Origin of the sequence: Streptomyces sp. NPDC020996 (assembly GCF_040641355.1) — a bacterium.
Lineage (GTDB): Bacteria > Actinomycetota > Actinomycetes > Streptomycetales > Streptomycetaceae > Streptomyces.
Window position 1 is genome coordinate 12341 of sequence record NZ_JBFADM010000039.1, and the last position, 18462, is coordinate 30802.

The following is an 18462-nucleotide window of genomic DNA, read 5'->3' on the forward strand; positions in this document are numbered from 1 at the left end:
CCCATGGGAGCGGGGACCGTTCCGCTGGACCCTCGGAGTGTCAACCGACCTGGAGGGAACCGCGATGACGCACGACGCGCCGGGCAGGCCCATGGTCCACGCTCTCCTCGCGGACGGCGGCACGGTGTGCATCCGCGGCGTGCGCCCGGACGACCACGACCAGCTGCGGGGGTTCTACGAGGAGATGTCCCCGGAGAACCTGCGGCTCAGGTTCTTCTCCGCGAGCCGGCGCTCCGCCGAGCTGGCCGCCGACCGGGCGTGCGCCTCCCCCCATCCGGGATACCGCGCCCTCGTCGCCGAGACCCAGGGGCGGATCATCGGCCTCGCCGAGTACGACACGGCCGGCGGCGACGGCAAGGAGGCCGAGATCTCCATCGCCGTCTCCGACTCCGCGCACCACCGGGGCGTGGGCACCCTGCTGACCGAGCACCTGGTCTCCGCCGCCCGGGCCGAGGGCATCACCGGCTTCACCGCGGAGGCGCTCAGCGAGAACCACGAGGTGCTGCGCCTGTTCGCCGACCTCGGCCTGCACACGGCGCGGCACTTCGACGGACCCGAGGTGCGCTGCACCATCGCGCTCGACGAGTCCGACAACTACCTCACCGCCGTGGAGGAACGCGGGCGCGCCGCCGACGTGGCCAGCCTCCGGCCGCTGCTGCGGCCGCACGTCGTCGCGGTCGTCGGCGCCGGCCGCAAGCCGGGCTCGGTGGGCCGGGCGGTCCTGCACCACCTGCGCGCCGGCCGCTACGCCGGGCGCCTGTTCGCCGTCAACCCGGCCGCCGACGCGATCCTCGGCGTGCCCGCCTACCCGTCGGTCTCCGCCCTGCCCGTGACGCCCGACCTCGCCGTCCTCGCCGTACCCGCCGCCGCCGTCCCCGGCACCGCCGAGGAGTGCGGCAAGGCGGGCGTGCGGGCCCTCGTCGTGGTCACCGCCGGACTCGACGCCGACCAGGCGCGCGCCCTGCTGACGGCGTGCCGGGCAGGCGGCATGCGGCTGGTCGGGCCCAACTGCCTCGGCGTCGGCAACACCGAACCGGACCTGCGGCTGGACGCCACCTTCGCCGCCGACCACCCCCGCCCCGGCACCGCGGGCGTCGCCGTGCAGTCCGGGGGAGTGGGCATCGCTCTCCTCGACGGGCTGTCCCGGCTCGGCATCGGCGTCTCCACCTTCGCCTCCCTCGGCGACAAGTACGACGTCAGCGGCAACGACATGCTCCAGTGGTGGGAGAGCGACGGCCGCACCGACCTCGCCCTGCTGCACCTGGAGTCCTTCGGCAACCCGCGCGCCTTCTCCCGCACCGCCCGGCGCGTCACCCGCCGGATGCCGGTGCTGACCGTCGACGCCGGCCGCACCGACGCCGGCCGGCGCGCCGCCGCCTCGCACACCGCGGCCGCCGCCACCCGCACCATGACCCGCGCCGCGCTGTTCACCCAGGCCGGCATCACCGCCACCCGCTCCTGCGGCGAACTCCTCGAAGCCGCCGCCCTGATGCACTCCCAGCCGCTGCCCGCGGGCCCCCGGGTCACCATCGTCACCAACGCCGGCGGCGCCGGCGTGCTCGCCGCCGACGCCTGCGCCGAGGCCGGGCTGACCCTTCAGCCGCCGTCCCCCGGCCTCGTCGACGCCCTGCGCACGGTCCTGCCCGACGGCGCCACGGCCGGCAACCCCGTCGACGTCACCGCCGCCGTCACGGAGGAACAGCTCACCCGGTGCGTGGACCGGGTCCTTCAGTCCGCCGCCGTCGACGCCGTGCTCGTCGTCCTCGTCCCCACGGCGGTCGCCGCGGCGACCGGAGACGACCTGGTCCGGGCCCTCACCGGCGGCCCCGCACGGCGGCCGAAGCCGGTCGCCGTGCTCCGGCTGGAACAGGCACTGCCCGTCGAACTGCTGCCGGCAGCCGACGGCGGCACCGTGCCCGCTTACGCCGAACCCCAGGCCGCGGCACGGGCCCTGGCCCACGCGGCCCGCCGCGCCGCCTGGCTCGCCCGTCCCGCCGGCACCGTCCCCGTCCTCGACGGCGTCGACGGCGCACGCGCCCACGCCGTCGTCGAGGACTTCCTCGACGCCCACCCCGAGGGAGGCTGGCTCCACCCGCGCGAGTGCGCCGGACTCCTCGACTGCTACGGCGTCCCGCAGTCGCCGTGGGCCTGGGCGGAGACCGAGGACGAGGCCGTCCTCGCCGCCGACCGGCTGCGCGGCGCCGACGGCCGGGTCGTCATGAAGGGCCACTGGCCGGGCCTGCTGCACAAGACCGCCGAGCACGCCGTCCACCTGGACCTGCGCGGCGACCAGCAGGTGCGCGCCGCCTTCCGCGACCTGCAGACCCGGTTCGCCGGACTGCTGACCGGCGTCGTGCTGCAGCCGCTCGCCGACCGCGGCACGGAACTGTTCGCGGGCGTCGTCCAGGACGAGGTCTTCGGCCCGCTGGTGCTGTTCGGGCTCGGCGGCACCGCGACCGAGGTCCTCGCCGACCACGCCGCCCGGCTCGCCCCGCTCACCGACCTGGACGTCCACGACCTGATCACGGCCCCGCGCTGCGCCCCGCTGCTGCTGGGCGAGGGCGGTGCCCGGCCGGTCGATCTCCAGGGCCTCGAACAACTGCTGCTGAGGCTCTCCCGCATGGCGAGCGACCTGCCACAGCTGGCCGAGGCCGACTTCAACCCCGTTCTCGCGACACCGGACGGAGTCCGTGTGCTCGACGCCCGCGTGCGCCTGCTGCCCCGCAGGCCCCAGGACCCCTATCTGCGCCGGCTGCGCTGAGGAGGAACAGTCATGAGGCACAACAAGGTCGGCTCCGTCATGACCACGGAGGTCGTCCGCGCCGAGTACGGCACGCCCTTCAAGGAAGTGGCCCGGCTGCTCGGCGAGCACCGCATCAGCGGACTGCCGGTGGTGGACGACGACGAGAAGGTCATCGGCGTCATCTCCGAGACGGACCTGCTGATGCGGCAGGCCGAGAGCCCGGACCCGGCCGAGCCGAGGAAGCGCTTCCGGCTCGCCGACCTCACCCACGAGGGGCGGATCCGTGCCGCCAAGAGCCGGGCCCGCACCGCCGGCCAGCTGATGACCGAGCCCGCCGTCACCGTCCACGCCGACGAGACCATCGTCGAGGCCGCCCGCACCATGGCGCAGAACCGGGTGGAACGGCTGCCCGTCCTGGACGAGGAACAGCGCCTCGTCGGCATCGTCACCCGCCGTGACCTGCTGCAGGTGTTCCTGCGGCCCGACGCCGACATCCACGACGAGGTCGTCGACGAGGTCCTGGTCCGCGCCCTGTGGCTGGCCCCGCGCAGCATCGACGTCTCGGTGACCGAGGGCGTGGTCACGCTCTCCGGGCACATGGAGCGCAAGAGCGAGACCGAGATCGCCGTGTCCATGACCCGGCAGGTCGACGGCGTGGTCGCCGTCGTCAGCAAGCTGACCCACCGGCTCGACGACTCGCACATCCAGCCCGAGGAGCAGGCGCTGCACGGCGTCGCCGACGACTGGCTGCGCAGGCTGTGACGTGACGTGACGTGAGGTGAGAGGAGGCGGATCGCCATGCCGACGCGCGTGCTGGTCGCCTACGGAACGAAGAACGGATCGACCGCGCAGATCGCGGAGGCGGTGGCCGACGTGCTGCGCAAGGAGGGGCTCACGGCCGACACGGCACCCGCCTCGGCGGTCACCGACGTCACCCCGTACGACGCCGTCGTGGTCGGCGGCGCCCTGTACGCCGGCCGCTGGCACAAGGACGCCCGCCGCCTGCTGCGCCGGCACGGCCGGGCGCTGGCCGAACGCCCGCTGTGGCTGTTCAGCAGCGGCCCCCTCGACGCCACCGCCTCGGAGCGGGACATCCCGCCCGTCACCGGCGTGCTGCGTGCCATGGACCGGCTCGACGCCCGGGAGCACGTCACCTTCGGCGGCCGTCTGGAGGAGGGCGCCAAGGGGCGCATCGCGCGGATGATCCTGCGCAGCGGCAAGGGCGGGGACTTCCGCGACTTCCCCGCGATCGAGGCGTGGGCGGCGCGCGTCGCCGGCACGCTGCTCGGGGAACAGCAGGAAGCCGAGGAAACCGGGTGAGGGAGGCGGCGCGTGACGGACCCCGGCGCGAGCCCCGCGCCGGGGTCCGTCCGTGCCGGGGACCGGAGTCGCCGGGGACCGGAGTCGCCGGGGACCGGAGTCAGCGGTGCACGGCCAGCGGCACGGTGTCGACGGTCACCGCGTGGCCGTCCTTGGGCGACAGGTAGTACGCCGTCAGCAGGCCCTGCCCGGTGCCGACGGCGCGGTAGGGGAAGGTGACGTCGAAGGTGCCGCGGGTGCCGGTCCCGGACGTCGCCCGGACCTGCACGTCGGCGGCCTTGTGCCCGGAGGCGTCGGTGACCTTCAGCCGGAACACCGCCTCGAAGGTGTCGGCGCTGCCCCACACCCGCAGCGGGCTGCGCACCGTGTCGCCGATCAGCGGGGACTCGACCAGTACGGCGGGGGAGACGTCCTCGAAGTCGGCGCGGCCGACCGGGCCGTTGAGCACGGTGCCCTCGCCGCCGAAGGTCTTCACCGGCTTGCCGTCGATCTCGAAGGCGACCTTGCGTACCGCCGGGAAGCGGGTCGCGGTGAACACGACCTGCGCGAGCCGCTCCCGCATCGACAGGCTGCCGCCGCCGTCGTCGTAGCGGCCGGACAGGTCGATCGTTGCGACGTGGTCGTGGATGACGACGGAACGCAGCCGGGTGCCGGACGGGATGGCGGTGGTGCGGGAGTGGCGGGCCTCGTAGGCGTTCGGGCCGGCCAGCAGGGCGCGCAGCGCGGCGGTGGCGGTGCCCGGCGCGGTCACCGTGCGCGGGGCGGCGGAGACCTTCTCGCCGTGCAGGAAGTACACCGTCGTACGGACCTTCTTCGCCGCCGTGCCGCCGGAGCCGCCGGAGCCGCCGGCCGAGGGCTTCGACGCCGTCGGGCCCGGCGCGGTGGTGCCGGGGGTGGTGGCGGACGCGGACGGGCGAGGGGTGCCCGAGGCGCCGCCGGACGAGCCCGTGTCCGCGGGGGACGACGGGGCGGGCGTGGTCCCGCCGGACGTGCCCGTGCCGCAGGCGGCGACCGTGACCAGGGGGAGCGCGAGCGCCGCGGTGAGCACACGGGACCGGTGGCGGCGGGCGCGGCAGGCGGACGGCGTTTTGGTGAACATGGCATCCTCCTCCGACGCTTCCAGACAACTCCTCGGCGCGTTCCTCACCCAGTGCTGTACGGCCCCGGCCGCGGGCCGAACGGCCGGGCAACCCGGGGTCGGCCGGCCGCCCGCGTCCGCCAGGCCGGAGGCGGAGGGCCGCGGCGCCCGCGACCGGGCGCGAACCGGGTCGCGGGAGAGCCGCGGGAGGGCCGCACAGGCCGACTGCCGGGACCGTCGGCCCATGCCCCGGCGGACGTCCGGCCGGGACCCTGGGTGTGGACGGTTCACGACGGGTGGACGGTTCGCGAAAGGCGGGAGACCCATGTCCGTGTCGTACGACAAGCCCGGCCACGCTGCCGTGCATCTGGCCCGCGCCGCCTCCCTCGCGCCCTCGCCGCACAACAGCCAGCCGTGGTTCTTCGTCGAGGAGGGCTACGACCACGGTTTCGAGGTGCACGCCGACGCCGCCCGGCGCATGCTCCTGTCCGACCCCGACGGCAGGGAGATGGTCCTCGCCTGCGGGGCGGCCCTGTTCAACGCGCGGATGGCGGTACGGCACCTCGGCTTCAAACCCGCCGTCGAGCTGCTGCCCGACCCGGCCGACCCCGCCTTCCTGGCGCACGTCGGCTTCGCCGCCCACGCCCCCGTCTCCGCCGACGAGGCCGCAATGGCCGGCGCGATGGTGCTGCGGCACACCCACCGCGGACCGTTCGCCTCCGAGTCGCTGCCCCGCGAGTTCCTCGACGAGCTGAGCGAGCACGCACGGGCCGAGGGAGCCGTCTTCCAGGTCATCGACGGACCCGAGGAACTCGAGCTGCTCGCCCGGCTGGTGCGCACCGCGGAGGACTGCCACCGCGCGGACCCGGTGCACGCGGCGGAGGTGGCCCGCTGCGTCGGGCCCGACCGGGTGCCCGCCGAGGCGTGCCGCTACCACCCGGACTGCACGCTCCTCGCCGGCCGCGACTACCTCTACCTCTCCCGCCGGTACGTCGTCCCGGCCCGCAGGCGAGCCGCCGGCACCGGCACCGTCGCCGTACTGTCCACCGCGCGCGACGGACGCCAGGACTGGCTGCGCTCGGGGCAGGCGCTGCAGCGCGTGCTGCTGTCCGCCGCCGCCCGGGGCGTGATGGCCGCCTTCCACACCCAGCCCCTCGAACTGCCGGAGCTGCGGGCGCGGATGCGTCGCCACCTCACCGCGGGCCACTTCCCGCAGGTGGTGCTGCGGCTCGGCCGTACCGGACAGCGGTGGGCCACCTCCCGTCGTCCCGCCATCCGGGTCCTCGTCCACGACAGCGCGCCGGCGCGGTGGTGACGATGGCCCGCGTCACCCGCCCCCGAGCGGCCGGAACACGCTGGTGGCGGCTGCGCCGCAACCCGCTCCGGCCCCGCAGCTACCTGGTCGAGGGCTGGCTGCTGATCGCCACCTGGATCCTGGCCCTGCTCGTCGCCGTCGCCTCGGGCGTGGCGACGGCGGGCGCGGTCGAGCGGAGCATCGGCCGACTGCGGGCCGACCGGCACGCCGTGACGGCCGTGCTGCTCGAGGACGCGGCGCGCGGCACGTCCTCGGTGGACGGGGGCGGCAGCTCCCGGGCGTGGGCCACCGTGCGCTGGACCCTGACGCACGGCACCACCCGCCAGGGCATCACCGTCGTCGAGCCCGGAAGCCAGGCCGGCGGCACCACCCGGATCTGGCTGGACCGTGAGGGCAACCTCGTCTCCGCGCCCGCCACCGCCGACGGGGCGCGCGCCCAGGGCGCGGCACTCGGCGCGGGGGCCGCGGTGATCGGCGGCAGCCTGGTGCTGCTCGCCGGCTGGGGCGTGTGCGCCCGCATCGACCGCCGCCGGTTGAACCGCTGGGACGCGGAGTGGGCCGTGGTCAGCCCGCAGTGGCGGGGCCGGACGGGCTGACGCGCCGACGCCCCCGGCCCTCAGCGTGCCTCAGCAGCTCTGCGTCGCCCAGCAAGTCCGCGTCCTCAGCAACTCTGCGTCCCCAGCAGATCCGCGTCGCCCAGCAAGTCCGCGCACTCAGCAACTCTGCGTCCCTCAGCAGATCCGCGTGTCCCCAGCGACTCCGCGTCCTCAACAGCTGTGGGTGCGTCGCCCAGCAGCTCCGCGTCCTCAGCAGATCCGCGGAAGCTGTTCCCCCAGCGGCATGTCCATGATGCGGCGGGCGCCCACCAGGGTCCGCAGGGTCACCCGGCCCCGGGGGCCGTCGGGCACGACCTCGCCGATGCGGGCCGCCTGCGCGCCCTCGGGCATCGACCGCATCGCGGCCAGCGCGTCCCCGGCGACGGCCGGGTCGACGAAGGCGACCAGACAGCCCTCGTTGGCGACCACCAGCGGGTCGAGGCCGAGCAGGTCGCAGGCGGAGGCGACCGCCTCCGGCACGGGGACGGCGTACTCCTCGATCTCCACCGCGACGGACGAGTCCCGCGCGATCTCGTTGAGCGCGGCGGCCAGTCCGCCCCGCGTCGGGTCGCGCAGCACGTGCACGGCGGCGCCCAGCGGCGCCAGCGCGCGCACCAGCCGGTGCAGCGGACGGCTGTCGGAGGCGATGTCGCTCTCGAAGCCGAGGCCCTCGCGGGTGCTGAGCACGGTCGTGCCGTGCAGCCCGATCGGCCCGGACAGCAGGACGGCGTCCCCGGCGCGGGCCGACGCCGCCGACGGGCACAGCGGCGCCTGCCGCTGCCCTACGCCGGTGGTGTTCACGAACAGCCGGTCGGCCGCGCCGCGCCCCACCACCTTGGTGTCGCCGGTGACCACGGGAACCCCGGCGTCCTGCGCGGCCTTGCCCAACGACGCCGTCACGGCCCGGAGTTCGGCCAGCGGCAGGCCCTCCTCGACGATCAGGGAGACCGACAGAGCGAGCGGCCACGCGCCCCGCATGGCGAGGTCGTTGACCGTGCCGTGGACGGCGAGGGAGCCGATGTCCCCGCCGGGGAAGAACAGCGGGCTGACGACGAAGCTGTCGGTGCTCATCACCAGGTCGGGGCGGCCCGGCAGCAGCGCCGCGTCCTCCAGCGGCCCGCCGGCCTCGCCGAACGCGGGCAGGATCAGGCTGTCGAGGAGTTCCGCGGAGAGGCGCCCGCCGGCGCCGTGGCCGAGCAGGACGATCTCGTCCTCGTGGTGCGGGGTGGGGCATTCGATGGTCATGCCGTGCTCCTGGGGGCGATGCGGCCGGCCGCGTGGAAGGCGGCGCACGTGCCCTCCGAGGACACCATGGGCGCGCCGAGCGGATGACGGGGCGTGCAACGGGTGCCGTACGCGGGGCAGTCGGTGGGCACCCGTGCGCCCGTGAGGATCGCACCCGCGATGCACTCGGGGTCCTCCACCGGGGACAGCCCGCCCACGTCGAACCGGCGGGCCGCGTCGAACCGCGCGTACTCCTCGGCGAGTTCCAGACCGCTGTCGGGCAGCGAGCCGATGCCGCGCCAGGACCGGTCGGTGACCCGGAACACCCTGCGGACGGCGTCCTGCGCGTCGGTGTTGCCCGAGCGCCGTACGGCCCGCACGTACTGGTTCTCCACCTCGTGCCGTCCGGACTCCAGCTGCCGCGCGGCCATCAGCACGCCCTCCAGCAGGTCCAGCGGCTCGAAGCCGGTGACCACGATCGGCACCCGGTAGCGGGCGGCGATCGGCTCGTACTCGCGCCAGCCCATCACCGCGCACACGTGCCCGGCCGCCAGGAACGCCTGCACCTCGCAGTCCGGGTCGTCGAGCAGCGCCGTCATGGCGGGCGGCACCAGGACGTGGCTGACCAGCATCGAGAAGTTCGTCAGCCCCAGCCGGGCCGCGTGCAGCACCGCCGTCGCGTTCGCGGGCGCCGTCGTCTCGAAGCCGACCGCGAGGAAGACCACCTCCCGGTCGGGGTGGGCGGCCGCCAGGCGTACGGCGTCCATCGGCGCGTACACCACCCGCACGTCCGCGCCTCGCGCCCGCAGCGAGAGCAGGTCGGAGCGGGAGCCGGGGACCCGCAGCATGTCGCCGAAGCTGGTGAACAGCACGCCGGGCCGGGCGGCCACGGCCATGGCCCGGTCCAGCGTCTCCAGCGGCGTCACGCACACCGGGCAGCCCGGGCCGTGGATCATCCGCATTCCGGCGGGCAGCAGCTCGTCGATGCCCTGGCGGACCAGGGTGTGGGTCTGGCCGCCGCACACCTCCATGATCCGCCAGGGGCGCGTGGCGGTCTGCCGCAGCTCCCCCAGCAGCCGCCGGGCGAGCACGGGGTCGCGGTACTCGTCGAGGTACTTCATCGGCTGCTGAGATCCAGACGGATGTCGACGACCCCCTCGACGGCCCGCACCGCCCTGGCGACGATCGGGACGAGGGTGCGGTCGGGCAGCGGGCCGCTCAGCACGACCACGCCGTCCCGCACGGTGACCGTCAGCTCGGTGGTGATCGGGAGCTGGCCCAGCACGTCGTGCCGGATCTCCTCGGCGATCTCCTCGTCCTCGCGCAGGAAGACCTTCAGCAGGTCGCTGCGGCTCACCACGCCCTGCAGCAGGCCGACCCCGTCCACCACGGGCAGCCGCTTGACGTGCCGGCGCGCCATGATGCGGGCGGCCTCGGCGACCGAGGCGTTCGCGTGCACTGTCACCGCCGGGCTGCTCATCAGCTCGCCCGCGGTCAGCGCGGCGGCCTTGCGCCGCTCGTCGCGCTCGGCGTCCTCCTCGCCCCCGTCGCGGAACTCCTCCTTCGCCAGCAGGTCGGCCTCGGACACCACGCCGATTACCCGGCCCTCGCCCACCAGGACGGGCAGGGCGCTCACCTTCCACTGGTCGATCAGGCCGACGACCTCCTTGAAGGGCGCGTCACGCCCGACGGCGATGACGGTCTGCGTCATCACATCGCTCACGGTGTACGGAGTCTCAGGCATCGCAGCCTCCCGCTGGTTCTGCCGGTGTAGTGCCGGAGGTACGGACGACCGTCAGGTCGAGGAAATGGGTGGAGCACGAGATGCACGGGTCGTGGTTGCGGATCACCCGCTCGCACAGGGCCGTCAACTCGGCGTCCCCCGGGTCCCCTTCGCCGATCGCCCGCTGGACGAGGCGCAGCAGGTCCTCCTCGATCGCGCCCTGGTTCTGCGCGGTCGGCGGCACGAGCAGCGCGGCGGTGACGAGGCCCTCCGCGTCGATCTCGTAGCGGTGGTACAGCAGCCCGCGGGGCGCCTCGGTCGCGCCGTGCCCGACGCCCGCGACCGGCGGGACGTCCGTGTACGGGCGCTCGGGCGGCTCGTAGCAGCCGATGATGCGCAGCGCCTCGTCGACGGCGTACACCGTCTCCACCGCCCGCACCAGGATGGAGCGGAACGGGTTGCGGCACACGGCGCCCTCGCGCGGATCGCCCAGCCCCGCCTCGGCACACGCCTGCAGCGCCACCGGGGACAGCAGCCGGCCGCTGATCGCGAACCGGGCGAGGGATCCGGTGAGATGGAGGCGCCCGTCGAGCCGCGAGTGCAGCGCCGTGGAGTGCGCCACCTGGGTCTCGGTGACGTGTTCGGTGAAGTCCGCGACGGGAAAGGAGCCGGTGGAGCCGTCGGGCCACAGGACGCTCGGGGCGCCGCCCTCGATGGCGTACGTGTCCGGCTCGGCCAGCGCCAGCAGGGCGGCGTCGGTGCGGGCGTCCGGGAATTCGAAACCGGCCACCCAGCGCACGGTCGCCCACGCGTCGTCCAGCGCCCGCCTCAACTGCGCGGCGATGGGCCGCAGTTCCTCGCGCGACGGGGTGCGGTGGAAGCCGCCGAGCCGTACGTTGACCGGGTGCACCGCCCGCCCGCCGAGGAGCTCCATCAGGTCGTTGCCGGCCTTCTTCAGCCGCAGCCCCCGCTCCACCTCGGCCCGGTGGGTGCGCGCCAGGTCGATCGCGCCGGACCGGCCCAGGAAGTCCGGGGCGTGCAGCAGGTAGACGTGCAGCGCCTGGCTCTCGATCCACTCCCCGCAGTACAGCAGGCGGCGCAGCGCCCGGACGGCCGGCTCGACCGTCACGCCGCAGGCGTCCTCGACCGCCGCGCACGCGCTCATCTGGTACGCCACCGGGCAGATGCCGCACACCCGGGACGTCAGATCGGGCGGCTCGGTGTGGGCCCGGCCGCGCAGGAACGCCTCGAAGAACCGCGGCGGTTCGTAGATCTCCAGCCGGGCCTCGGTGACCGTGCCGTCGTGCACGTGCAGGCGCAGCGCGCCCTCGCCCTCGACCCGGGACAGCGAGCCGACGTGCAGGACACGGGATCCGCGGTGTGTCACTGGTCCAACTCCTTCTGGAACGCGGCGGCGTTGAAGGTGTGCAGGAACCGCAGCACGGCGTCGTCGTCCATGCCGTCGTGGCGCAGCAACGGGATCAGCGCGGGCAGGTTCACCGACCCCGACGGCCCGAAGCAGCCGTAGCAGCCGCGGTGGTAGGTCGGGCACAGGGCCCCGCACCCGGCGTGCGTGACAGGGCCGAGGCAGGGGGTGCCGTGGGCGACGGTGACGCAGACGTTGCCGCGCCGCTTGCACTCGAAGCACACGCTGTGGTCGGGCACGTCGGGCTTGCGTCCGGCGAGGAACGCGGTGATCACCTCGATGAGCTGACGGCGGTCGATGGGGCAGCCGCGCAGTTCGAAGTCGACGGCCACATGGGCGGAGACGGGGGTGGAGTCGGCGAGCGTGGAGATGTACTCGGGGCGCGCGTAGACCGTGCGCCGGTACTCGTCGACGTCCGCGAAGTTGCGCAGCGCCTGGACGCCGCCGGCGGTCGCGCACGCGCCGATGGTGACCAGGTGGCGGGAGGCGACGCGGATCTGCCGGATCCGCTCGGCGTCGTCCGCCGTGGTGACGGAACCCTCGACCAGCGACAGGTCGTAGGGGCCCGGTTCCACCGCGCTGGACGCCTCCAGGAAGTGCGCGATCTCCACCTCGCCCGCCAGCGCCAGGAGTTCGTCCTCGCAGTCCAGCAGGGTGAGCTGGCAGCCGTCGCAGGAAGCCAGCTTGAACACGGCGAGCTTCGGTGCCATCTCACAACTCCCTCACCGAAAGCAGGGGTTCGGCGAAAGCCCAGTCCACGACGGCGCCCGACCGGCACACCAGCAGCGGGCCGAGCTGGCAGTGTCCGCACGTCCCGGTCGCGCACCGCATGTTGCGCTCCAGCGAGACCCGGATCCGTTCGCGCGGCACGCCGCGCTGCGCCAGTTCGCGGGCGGCGGACCGGATCATCGGCTCGGGCCCGCAGACGAACGCCCAGGTGTCCGCCGGATCGAACCGCGCCCGCCCCAGCAGCTGGGTGACCACACCGACGTCGCCCCGCCACTGCCCGTCGGGCTGGTCGACGGTGACCCCGGTGTACGCCGTGGCCCAGCCCGCCACCTCCTCGCGGGCGATCAGGTCGCCCGGGGTTCGGGCCCCGATCAGGACGTTGACGCGGCCGTAGGCCGCCGGCTCGGCCAGCGCGCCGAGGACCAGCGGCCGCACCGGGGCGAAGCCGATGCCGCCCGCCACGACCACCACGTCCCGCCCGCGCGCCCGCTCGAGCTCCCATCCGGTGCCGTACGGACCGCGGACGCCGACGACATCACCCACCCGGGCCGCGCACAGCCCGCCGGAGACCGCGCCGACCGAGCGGATCGTGTGCGCGAGACCGCCCGTGGACTGCACCGAGCTCGCGGAGACCGGGATCTCGCCGCGGCCGAAGGAGTGCACCATCGCGAACTGGCCGGGCAGGAACTCCTCGAGCGCCGCACCGACCGGCTCCAGGCGCAGCGTGACCGTGTCCGCCGTCTCCTCCCGGCGGCCGGCCACCCGATACGGCACCGGTACGGCGGTCATCGCGGTTCCCTGGTCTCGTAGATCCCGTACAGGTCGACCAGCCGGGCCCGGGCCGCGTTCAGCCGGTGGGCGAGCACCCGGCCGACCCAGTGCTCGACGGCGCGCCCGAACTCGGCGTCGTTCAGGCACATCAGCCGGACGGCGACGGCGTCGAACTCGTACGTCTCCAGCCGGGTGACGGCCTCGGCGCCGAGCTGCCAGACGTACGGCTCGTACAGCCAGGACCAGCCGACCAGGTCGCCGACGCCGAGCGTCTCCACGACCGGCGGCCGGCGGCCGGGCACGTGCATGTCGAGCGCGGCGGTGCCGCTCCTGACGATCCAGAACCGGTCGGCGTGCCCGCTCTCTTCGAACAGGCGCGTGCCCTGCGGGAAGGTGACCTCCCGGCCGACGCGCAGCAGCCGCTCACGGTGCTCGGCGGGCAGGGCGTGGTTCATGCGCAGGGCGATCGAGGGGGGCATCAGTCCGTCTCCGTTCCGGTCTCGGCCTCCGGCGCTTCGGTCTCCGTCTCCGGCGTTCCGGTCTCGGCTTTCAGCGCGGCCACTTCCTCGGTGATGTCGATGCCGACCGGGCACCAGACGATGCAGCGCCCGCAGCCCACGCAGCCCGTCGTGCCGAACTGGTCGTGCCAGGTGCCGAGTTTGTGGGTGAGCCACTGCCGGTAGCGGCTGCGCCCGGAGGAGCGCACCGGGCCGCCGTGCAGGTAGGAGAAGTCCAGGTCGTAGCAGGAGTCCCAGCGCTGCCAGCGCTCGGTGTGGTCACCGGTGAGGTCGGTGACCTCCTCCGTGGTGGTGCAGAAGCAGGTCGGGCACACCATCGTGCAGTTGCCGCAGGTCAGGCAGCGGGCGGCGACGTCGTTCCAGCGCTCGGCGTCCAGGCTGGCGCCCAGCAGGGCGCGCAGGTCCACCTCGGGCAGGGCGCGGCCCATGCGGTCGCGGGCCGCCTCGACCGAGTCGCGCGCGGCGGTCTCGGTGGGCGGGTCGGCCGCGCGGTGCGGCACCTCCGCCAGCAGCCGGGCGCCCTCCTCGCTGCCGACGCGCACCAGGAAGCGGTGGCCCTGCTCGTCGATCACCTCGGTGAGCGCGAGGTCGTAGCCGGGGTCGGCGGCGGGCCCGCCGCCCGTGGAGACGCAGAAACAGGTCGCGCCGGGCTCGGTGCACTCGGCGGTGATCAGCAGCGCCCCGGAGCGGCGCGCGGCGTAGCCGGTGTCCGCGTACCGTCCCCCGGCCAGCACCCGGTCCTGGATCGCGATGGCCCGCAGGTCGCAGGGGCGGACGCCGAGGAAGGCGTACGACGGCGGCTCCGGCTCGTCCGCGGTGAAGGAGACGTCGCCCTCGGGCGTACGGTCGGCGCTCCACAGCCGTTGCCGAGCGGGGTGCAGGAACGCCTTCCAGGACTGCGGGCCGGCGCTGTTGGCGAAGGCCGCCCCGTCCGCGCGCCGCACCAGCCGGTAGTGGCCGGCCTCCAGCTCCACGCCCCAGCCGTAGGGCAGCGCGTCCGCCGACGTCAGCTCGGCCAGCACGATCGCGCCGTCGCGGACGGTCGGCCCCACGACGGTTCGTCCCCGGGCCACCAGAGCCGCGACCAGGGCGCCCAGGCCGTCCCGGTCGAGCACGGCCGGGGCTGCGGTGACGGTCATGACGGTCCTCCTCGTCCCGGTGGTCGTGGACCTCCACCGTCAGGTTCCGGCGGCGGGGCCACCCGCGGCAGGGGCCGACCGGCCCTGCTCCCCGTGCCGACCGGATCCCCGCCGCCGGCGCGCGCCGACGGCCGCTGTCCCTCGTGCGCGCCGGTCTCCCGCCCGCGGGCGCCCGGGCGCGACGGCGGGATAACGCGTCGGCGGTGTGCGCCGCTGCTCGTGCCGGCTGGTTCCCCGCCGCCGGGCGTCCGGCGGCGGGGACGGGCGCTGGTTTCTTCGTGCGGGTCGGTTTCCTGGCCGCGGGGGGCTCGACGGCGGGATACCGCGTCGGCGGTTCGCGCTGCTCCCTGTGCCGACCGGCGCCCGTGCACCCGGAGGTACCGGCCGGTGTCGGGGCCGACTGGGCCTCCTGCCCGTGCCGACCGGATCCGGACCGCCGACGTGCGCCGGAGGGCGCTTTCCCGGATGCGGGCTGGTCTCCTGCCCGCCGCGGGCGTCGGCGGCGGTATCCGCGTCGGCGGTTCGCGCTGCTCCCCGTGCCTGCCGGCGCCCGTGCACCCGGAGGTGCCGACCGGCGCCCGTGCACCCAAAGGCGCCGACCGGCTGCCGGCGCGGGTCTCGCCAACGACCGGTGCGGGCGGCTCCCCGGGCCACGACCGGTGCGGGCGGGTCGCGCCCACGACCGGTGCGGGCGGGGGCCGCGACGTCCGGTGCGGCGGGGACCCACTACGGCAGGGGTTCGCCCAGTTCCCCCTCCACCGCTCCCGCCATCGACCGCAGTACCTCCAGCGTCCGGCGGGCCTCCGCCTCGTCGACCCGGGTGATGGCGAAACCGACGTGCACGATGACGTACGAGCCGACGTCCGCGTCGGGGGTGCAGCTGAGACAGACCTCGCGCCGCACCCCGCCGAAGTCGACCGTGGCCATGCGCAGGCCCATGTCGTCGTGGACCTCCACGACCCGGCCCGGGATGCCCAGACACATGCGCGCTCACCTCTCTCCGGCCAGCCGCGCGGCCGCGACCGCCGCCTGGCCGTAGCTGATGCCGCCGTCCCCGACGGGGACCTGCCCACCGACGAGTACCCGCAGCCCCTGCGCGTGCAGCCGGCGCTTGACCTCGGTCAGCAGCCGCCGGTTGACGAAGCAGCCGCCGCCCAGGCACACCGTGCGCGGCGCGCCGTCGGCCACGGCCCGGCCGACGAGTTCCGCCGTGACGATCCCGAGCGTGAGGTGGAAGGCGGCCGCCAGCCGCGCCACCGGCTCACCGGCGAGCTGCCGCTCCAGCAGGTCGGTGAGGGTGGGCGCGGGGTCGTACACCCACAGGTCCCGCACCCGCACGACGCGGTGGGCGAGCGGTACGGCGTGCTCGGCGCCCGCCGCGGCCTCCAGCAGGACGGCCGCCTCGCCCTCGTAACCGGCCCGCTCGCACAGGCCCAGCAGGGCGGCGACCGTGTCGAAAAGCCGCCCGGCGCTGGACGCGCGCGGGCAGTTGACGTCCCGGGCGACCATGGCGCGCACCCCGGCCACCTCGGCGGGGTCGAGCCGGCCGGTGAAGTGCCGGGTCAGCAGGGGGTCCAGCGCCTGCGCCCCGAGCGCCTCCCCGCCGAGCAGCCGGCCGAGGGCCGTGCGCACCGGACGCCGTACCGCGGCGTCGCCGCCGGGCAGCGGCGCGGTCGCGAACCGGCCCACGCGCCGGTAGCCGGTCAGGTCGGCCAGGAGGATCTCGCCGCCCCACAGGGTGCCGTCGTCCCCCAGGCCGAGGCCGTCGTAGGCCACCCCGAGGAACCGGCCGCGCACCCCGTGCTCGGCCGCGCAGGCCGCCACGTGCGCGTGGTGGTGCTGGACGGCGATCCGCCGCACCGGCTGCGCCATGGCCCACTGCGTCGACAGATAGCCCGGGTGCAGGTCGTGGGCGAGCACCGCGGGCTCGATGCCGGTGAGCCGCCGGAGGTGGTCGTACGACGCCAGGAACGCGTCGTGGACCGCCGGGTCGGCCAGGTCGCCGGTGTGCGGACCCAGGTGGGCCCGGCCGTCGACGGCCAGCGTGAACGTGTGCTTGAGCTGGGCTCCGGCCCCCGCGACCGGCTCCCGCACGGCCGGCGGCAGCGGCAGCGGCGCCGGGGCCAGCCCGCGCGCCCGCCGCACGGTGATCCGGGTGCGTCCGGCGAACTGCACCACCGAGTCGTCGTACCGGGAGCGGATGGGCCGGTCGTGGGTGAGGAAACCGTCGGCGATGCCGGCCAGCGTGCGGCGGGCGTCGGCGTCGTCGACCGCTATGGGCTCGTCGCTCAGGTTGCCGCTGGTGACGACGAGCGGTCGTCTGAGTCCGTCCAGCAGCAGATGGTGCAGGCCGGTGGTGGGCAGGAACAGGCCCACCCGGCTCAGGCCCGGATGCACCTCGCGCGCCAGCGCGGGCGTGCCCCGCCACCGGCGCCGGGCCAGCAGCACCACCGGCCGCTCCGGGGCCGTCAGGGCCTCCAGCTCGCCCGCGCCGACCAGGGCCAGCCGGCGTGCCGCGGCGACGTCGGGGACCATCACGGCGAACGGTTTCGCCGGGCGGTGCTTGCGCCGCCGCAGCTCCGCCACGGCCGCCGGGTCGCCCGCGTCGCACACCAGCTGGTAGCCGCCGAGGCCCTTCAGCGCGACGATCCCGCCGTCGGCGACCGTCTTCACCGCCGCCCGCAGCGCGTCCTCGCCGCGCAGTTCCGCCCAGGCCAGCCTGGGTCCGCAGGCCGGGCAGGCGACGGGCTCGGCGTGGAAGCGGCGGTCGGCCGGGTCGGCGTACTCGGCGGCGCAGGCCCGGCACAGCGGGAAGCGGCGCATGGTGGTGCGGACCCGGTCGTACGGCAGCTCCTCGATGATCGTGGCGCGCGGTCCGCAGTCGGTGCAGTTGATGAACGGATAGCGGTGCCGGCGGTCGCGCGGGTCGCGCAGCTCGCGCAGACAGGCGTCGCAGATCGCGGCGTCGGGCGGGATCTCCCGCGTCGCCGGGGCCGCGGCGGCCGGCGCGCTGTCGCGCACCCGGAAACCCGGGCGGAGCGCCGGTTCGCGGGGGCCGTCGGTCAGCCGGACCCGGCGCACCCGGGCCAGCGCCGGGGCCCTGGTCCGCAGCCGGACCGCGAACTCCTCGACGGCCCGTTCGGGCCCGGCGACCTCGCCCTCCACGTGCCCGTCGACGTTGGCCACCCAGCCGTCCAGACCGAGCAGGGCCGCGGTGCGGTACACGAACGGCCGGAACCCGACGCCCTGGACGATGCCCTCGACGTGGAAGCGCCGTACGGTCATGCCCGCCTCCTCGCCGCCTCGTCCGCGCGGTGCGCGAGCTCGTCCTCGACCGCGTCGGCCAGCGGTTCCACGGCGGCCGCGACGGCGGGGGACAGGCCGGCGCCGAAGTCGCAGTCGGCGCCCTCGACGGCGTAGACGACGAGTCGCTCCGGCAGCAGGCCGAGGACGCGGGCGAGCTCGACGGCCTCGCCCAGGCCCAGCCCGTGGGTGCTGGTGGCCGACGGCGCCGTGAGGTTCCCGCCGTCCACTTCGAGGCGGTGCACGCGGCCGGGGGTGCCCGGGTGGGCGTGCGCCGCGTCCACGACCACCGCGAGGCCGGCGCCCTCCCACAGCCCGATCAGCCGGCCCGGGTCGCCGTCGCAGGTGGCGAAGACGGTGTCCGGCGCGTCGGGACGCCCGGCGGCCCGATCCCGCAGCCGGGCGACCACGGCCCAGCCCACGCCGTCGTCGCGCCGGAAGTCGTTGCCGACGCCGATGACCGCGGTGCCCCTGTGCGTCCTCATGCCCTTCACCGTGTGCCGAACGGCCGCGGACCCACAGGGGCCGAACGACCCTCCGCCGGGGCCGATCCTCCTTGCCGGGACCAGAGCCGGGA

General features: G+C 75.3%; 17 protein-coding genes. 5 read left to right on the forward strand and 12 right to left on the reverse strand.

All coding sequences use genetic code 11. The features are described 5' to 3' along the window. Nucleotides 1-64: 64 nt before the first annotated feature. Genes AB0G63_RS24675 through AB0G63_RS24685 form a run of 3 tightly spaced genes read left to right on the forward strand, consistent with a single transcriptional unit; the run spans nt 65 to nt 4063 of the window. Nucleotides 65-2761: a GNAT family N-acetyltransferase gene (locus AB0G63_RS24675; protein WP_360753980.1), complete on the forward strand. Its 2697-nt coding sequence runs from the start codon at nt 65-67 to the stop codon at nt 2759-2761. Nucleotides 2762-2773: 12 nt separating this feature from the next. Beyond that, complete coding sequence (locus AB0G63_RS24680; RefSeq protein WP_360753982.1) at nt 2774-3505, forward strand: CBS domain-containing protein; 732 nt, start codon at nt 2774-2776, stop codon at nt 3503-3505. A 36-nt stretch (nt 3506-3541) separates the two neighbouring features. Continuing rightward, the gene (locus AB0G63_RS24685) at nt 3542-4063 is read left to right on the forward strand and encodes a flavodoxin domain-containing protein (protein ID WP_360753985.1); all 522 of its coding nucleotides are present in this window, start codon (nt 3542-3544) and stop codon (nt 4061-4063) included. A 100-nt stretch (nt 4064-4163) separates the two neighbouring features. Here the strand turns inward: AB0G63_RS24685 and AB0G63_RS24690 are convergent, their stop codons facing one another. Further along, complete coding sequence (locus AB0G63_RS24690) at nt 4164-5162, reverse strand: GerMN domain-containing protein (protein WP_360753988.1); 999 nt, start codon at nt 5160-5162, stop codon at nt 4164-4166. 304 nt (nt 5163-5466) lie between these two features. Here AB0G63_RS24690 and AB0G63_RS24695 point away from each other — a divergent pair, with 304 nt between their 5' ends. Next, on the forward strand, nt 5467-6456 hold the full coding sequence (locus AB0G63_RS24695) for a hypothetical protein (RefSeq protein WP_360753990.1): 990 nt from the start codon (nt 5467-5469) through the stop codon (nt 6454-6456). Nucleotides 6457-6458: 2 nt separating this feature from the next. Beyond that, the gene (locus AB0G63_RS24700) at nt 6459-7052 is read left to right on the forward strand and encodes a hypothetical protein (RefSeq protein ID WP_360753992.1); all 594 of its coding nucleotides are present in this window, start codon (nt 6459-6461) and stop codon (nt 7050-7052) included. A gap of 210 nt (nt 7053-7262) precedes the next feature. On the opposite strand, the gene hypE is transcribed toward AB0G63_RS24700, so the two are convergent. The 11 genes from hypE to AB0G63_RS24755 all read right to left on the reverse strand — a co-directional run bounded on the left by hypE (nt 7263) and on the right by AB0G63_RS24755 (nt 18370). Then, a complete protein-coding gene (gene hypE / locus AB0G63_RS24705; RefSeq protein WP_360753995.1) occupies nt 7263-8297 on the reverse strand; it encodes a hydrogenase expression/formation protein HypE in 1035 nt (344 codons plus the stop codon). Then, the gene (gene hypD / locus AB0G63_RS24710) at nt 8294-9397 is read right to left on the reverse strand and encodes a hydrogenase formation protein HypD (protein ID WP_360753997.1); all 1104 of its coding nucleotides are present in this window, start codon (nt 9395-9397) and stop codon (nt 8294-8296) included. The genes hypE and hypD overlap by 4 nt, the downstream gene beginning before the upstream one ends. Beyond that, nucleotides 9394-10020 carry a CBS domain-containing protein gene (locus tag AB0G63_RS24715; RefSeq protein ID WP_360754000.1) on the reverse strand — a complete coding sequence of 209 codons (627 nt, stop codon included), beginning with the start codon at nt 10018-10020 and terminating at the stop codon, nt 9394-9396. Before AB0G63_RS24715 ends, hypD begins: the two co-directional genes overlap by 4 nt. After that, entirely contained in the window at nt 10013-11386 is a 1374-nt protein-coding gene (locus AB0G63_RS24720) for a nickel-dependent hydrogenase large subunit (protein ID WP_360754001.1), read from the reverse strand. Before AB0G63_RS24720 ends, AB0G63_RS24715 begins: the two co-directional genes overlap by 8 nt. Next, a complete protein-coding gene (locus tag AB0G63_RS24725) occupies nt 11383-12135 on the reverse strand; it encodes an oxidoreductase (RefSeq protein ID WP_360754004.1) in 753 nt (250 codons plus the stop codon). Before AB0G63_RS24725 ends, AB0G63_RS24720 begins: the two co-directional genes overlap by 4 nt. Nucleotide 12136: 1 nt before the next feature. Continuing rightward, nucleotides 12137-12943, reverse strand: a complete 807-nt coding sequence (locus AB0G63_RS24730) for an FAD/NAD(P)-binding protein (protein ID WP_360754007.1) — start codon at nt 12941-12943, stop codon at nt 12137-12139. Further along, nucleotides 12940-13404: a cyclic nucleotide-binding domain-containing protein gene (locus tag AB0G63_RS24735; protein WP_351890083.1), complete on the reverse strand. Its 465-nt coding sequence runs from the start codon at nt 13402-13404 to the stop codon at nt 12940-12942. The genes AB0G63_RS24730 and AB0G63_RS24735 overlap by 4 nt, the downstream gene beginning before the upstream one ends. Then, nucleotides 13404-14582 (reverse strand): 4Fe-4S dicluster domain-containing protein, encoded by a 1179-nt coding sequence (locus AB0G63_RS24740; RefSeq protein WP_360754010.1) that lies wholly within the window; start codon nt 14580-14582, stop codon nt 13404-13406. The genes AB0G63_RS24735 and AB0G63_RS24740 overlap by 1 nt, the downstream gene beginning before the upstream one ends. 726 nt (nt 14583-15308) lie before the next feature. Beyond that, nucleotides 15309-15566 carry a HypC/HybG/HupF family hydrogenase formation chaperone gene (locus tag AB0G63_RS24745; RefSeq protein ID WP_360754013.1) on the reverse strand — a complete coding sequence of 86 codons (258 nt, stop codon included), beginning with the start codon at nt 15564-15566 and terminating at the stop codon, nt 15309-15311. A gap of 6 nt (nt 15567-15572) precedes the next feature. Next, the gene (hypF, locus tag AB0G63_RS24750; RefSeq protein WP_360754015.1) at nt 15573-17867 is read right to left on the reverse strand and encodes a carbamoyltransferase HypF; all 2295 of its coding nucleotides are present in this window, start codon (nt 17865-17867) and stop codon (nt 15573-15575) included. Continuing rightward, nucleotides 17864-18370 carry a hydrogenase maturation protease gene (locus AB0G63_RS24755; protein ID WP_360754018.1) on the reverse strand — a complete coding sequence of 169 codons (507 nt, stop codon included), beginning with the start codon at nt 18368-18370 and terminating at the stop codon, nt 17864-17866. The genes hypF and AB0G63_RS24755 overlap by 4 nt, the downstream gene beginning before the upstream one ends. Between the last annotated feature and the right edge of the window lie 92 nt (nt 18371-18462).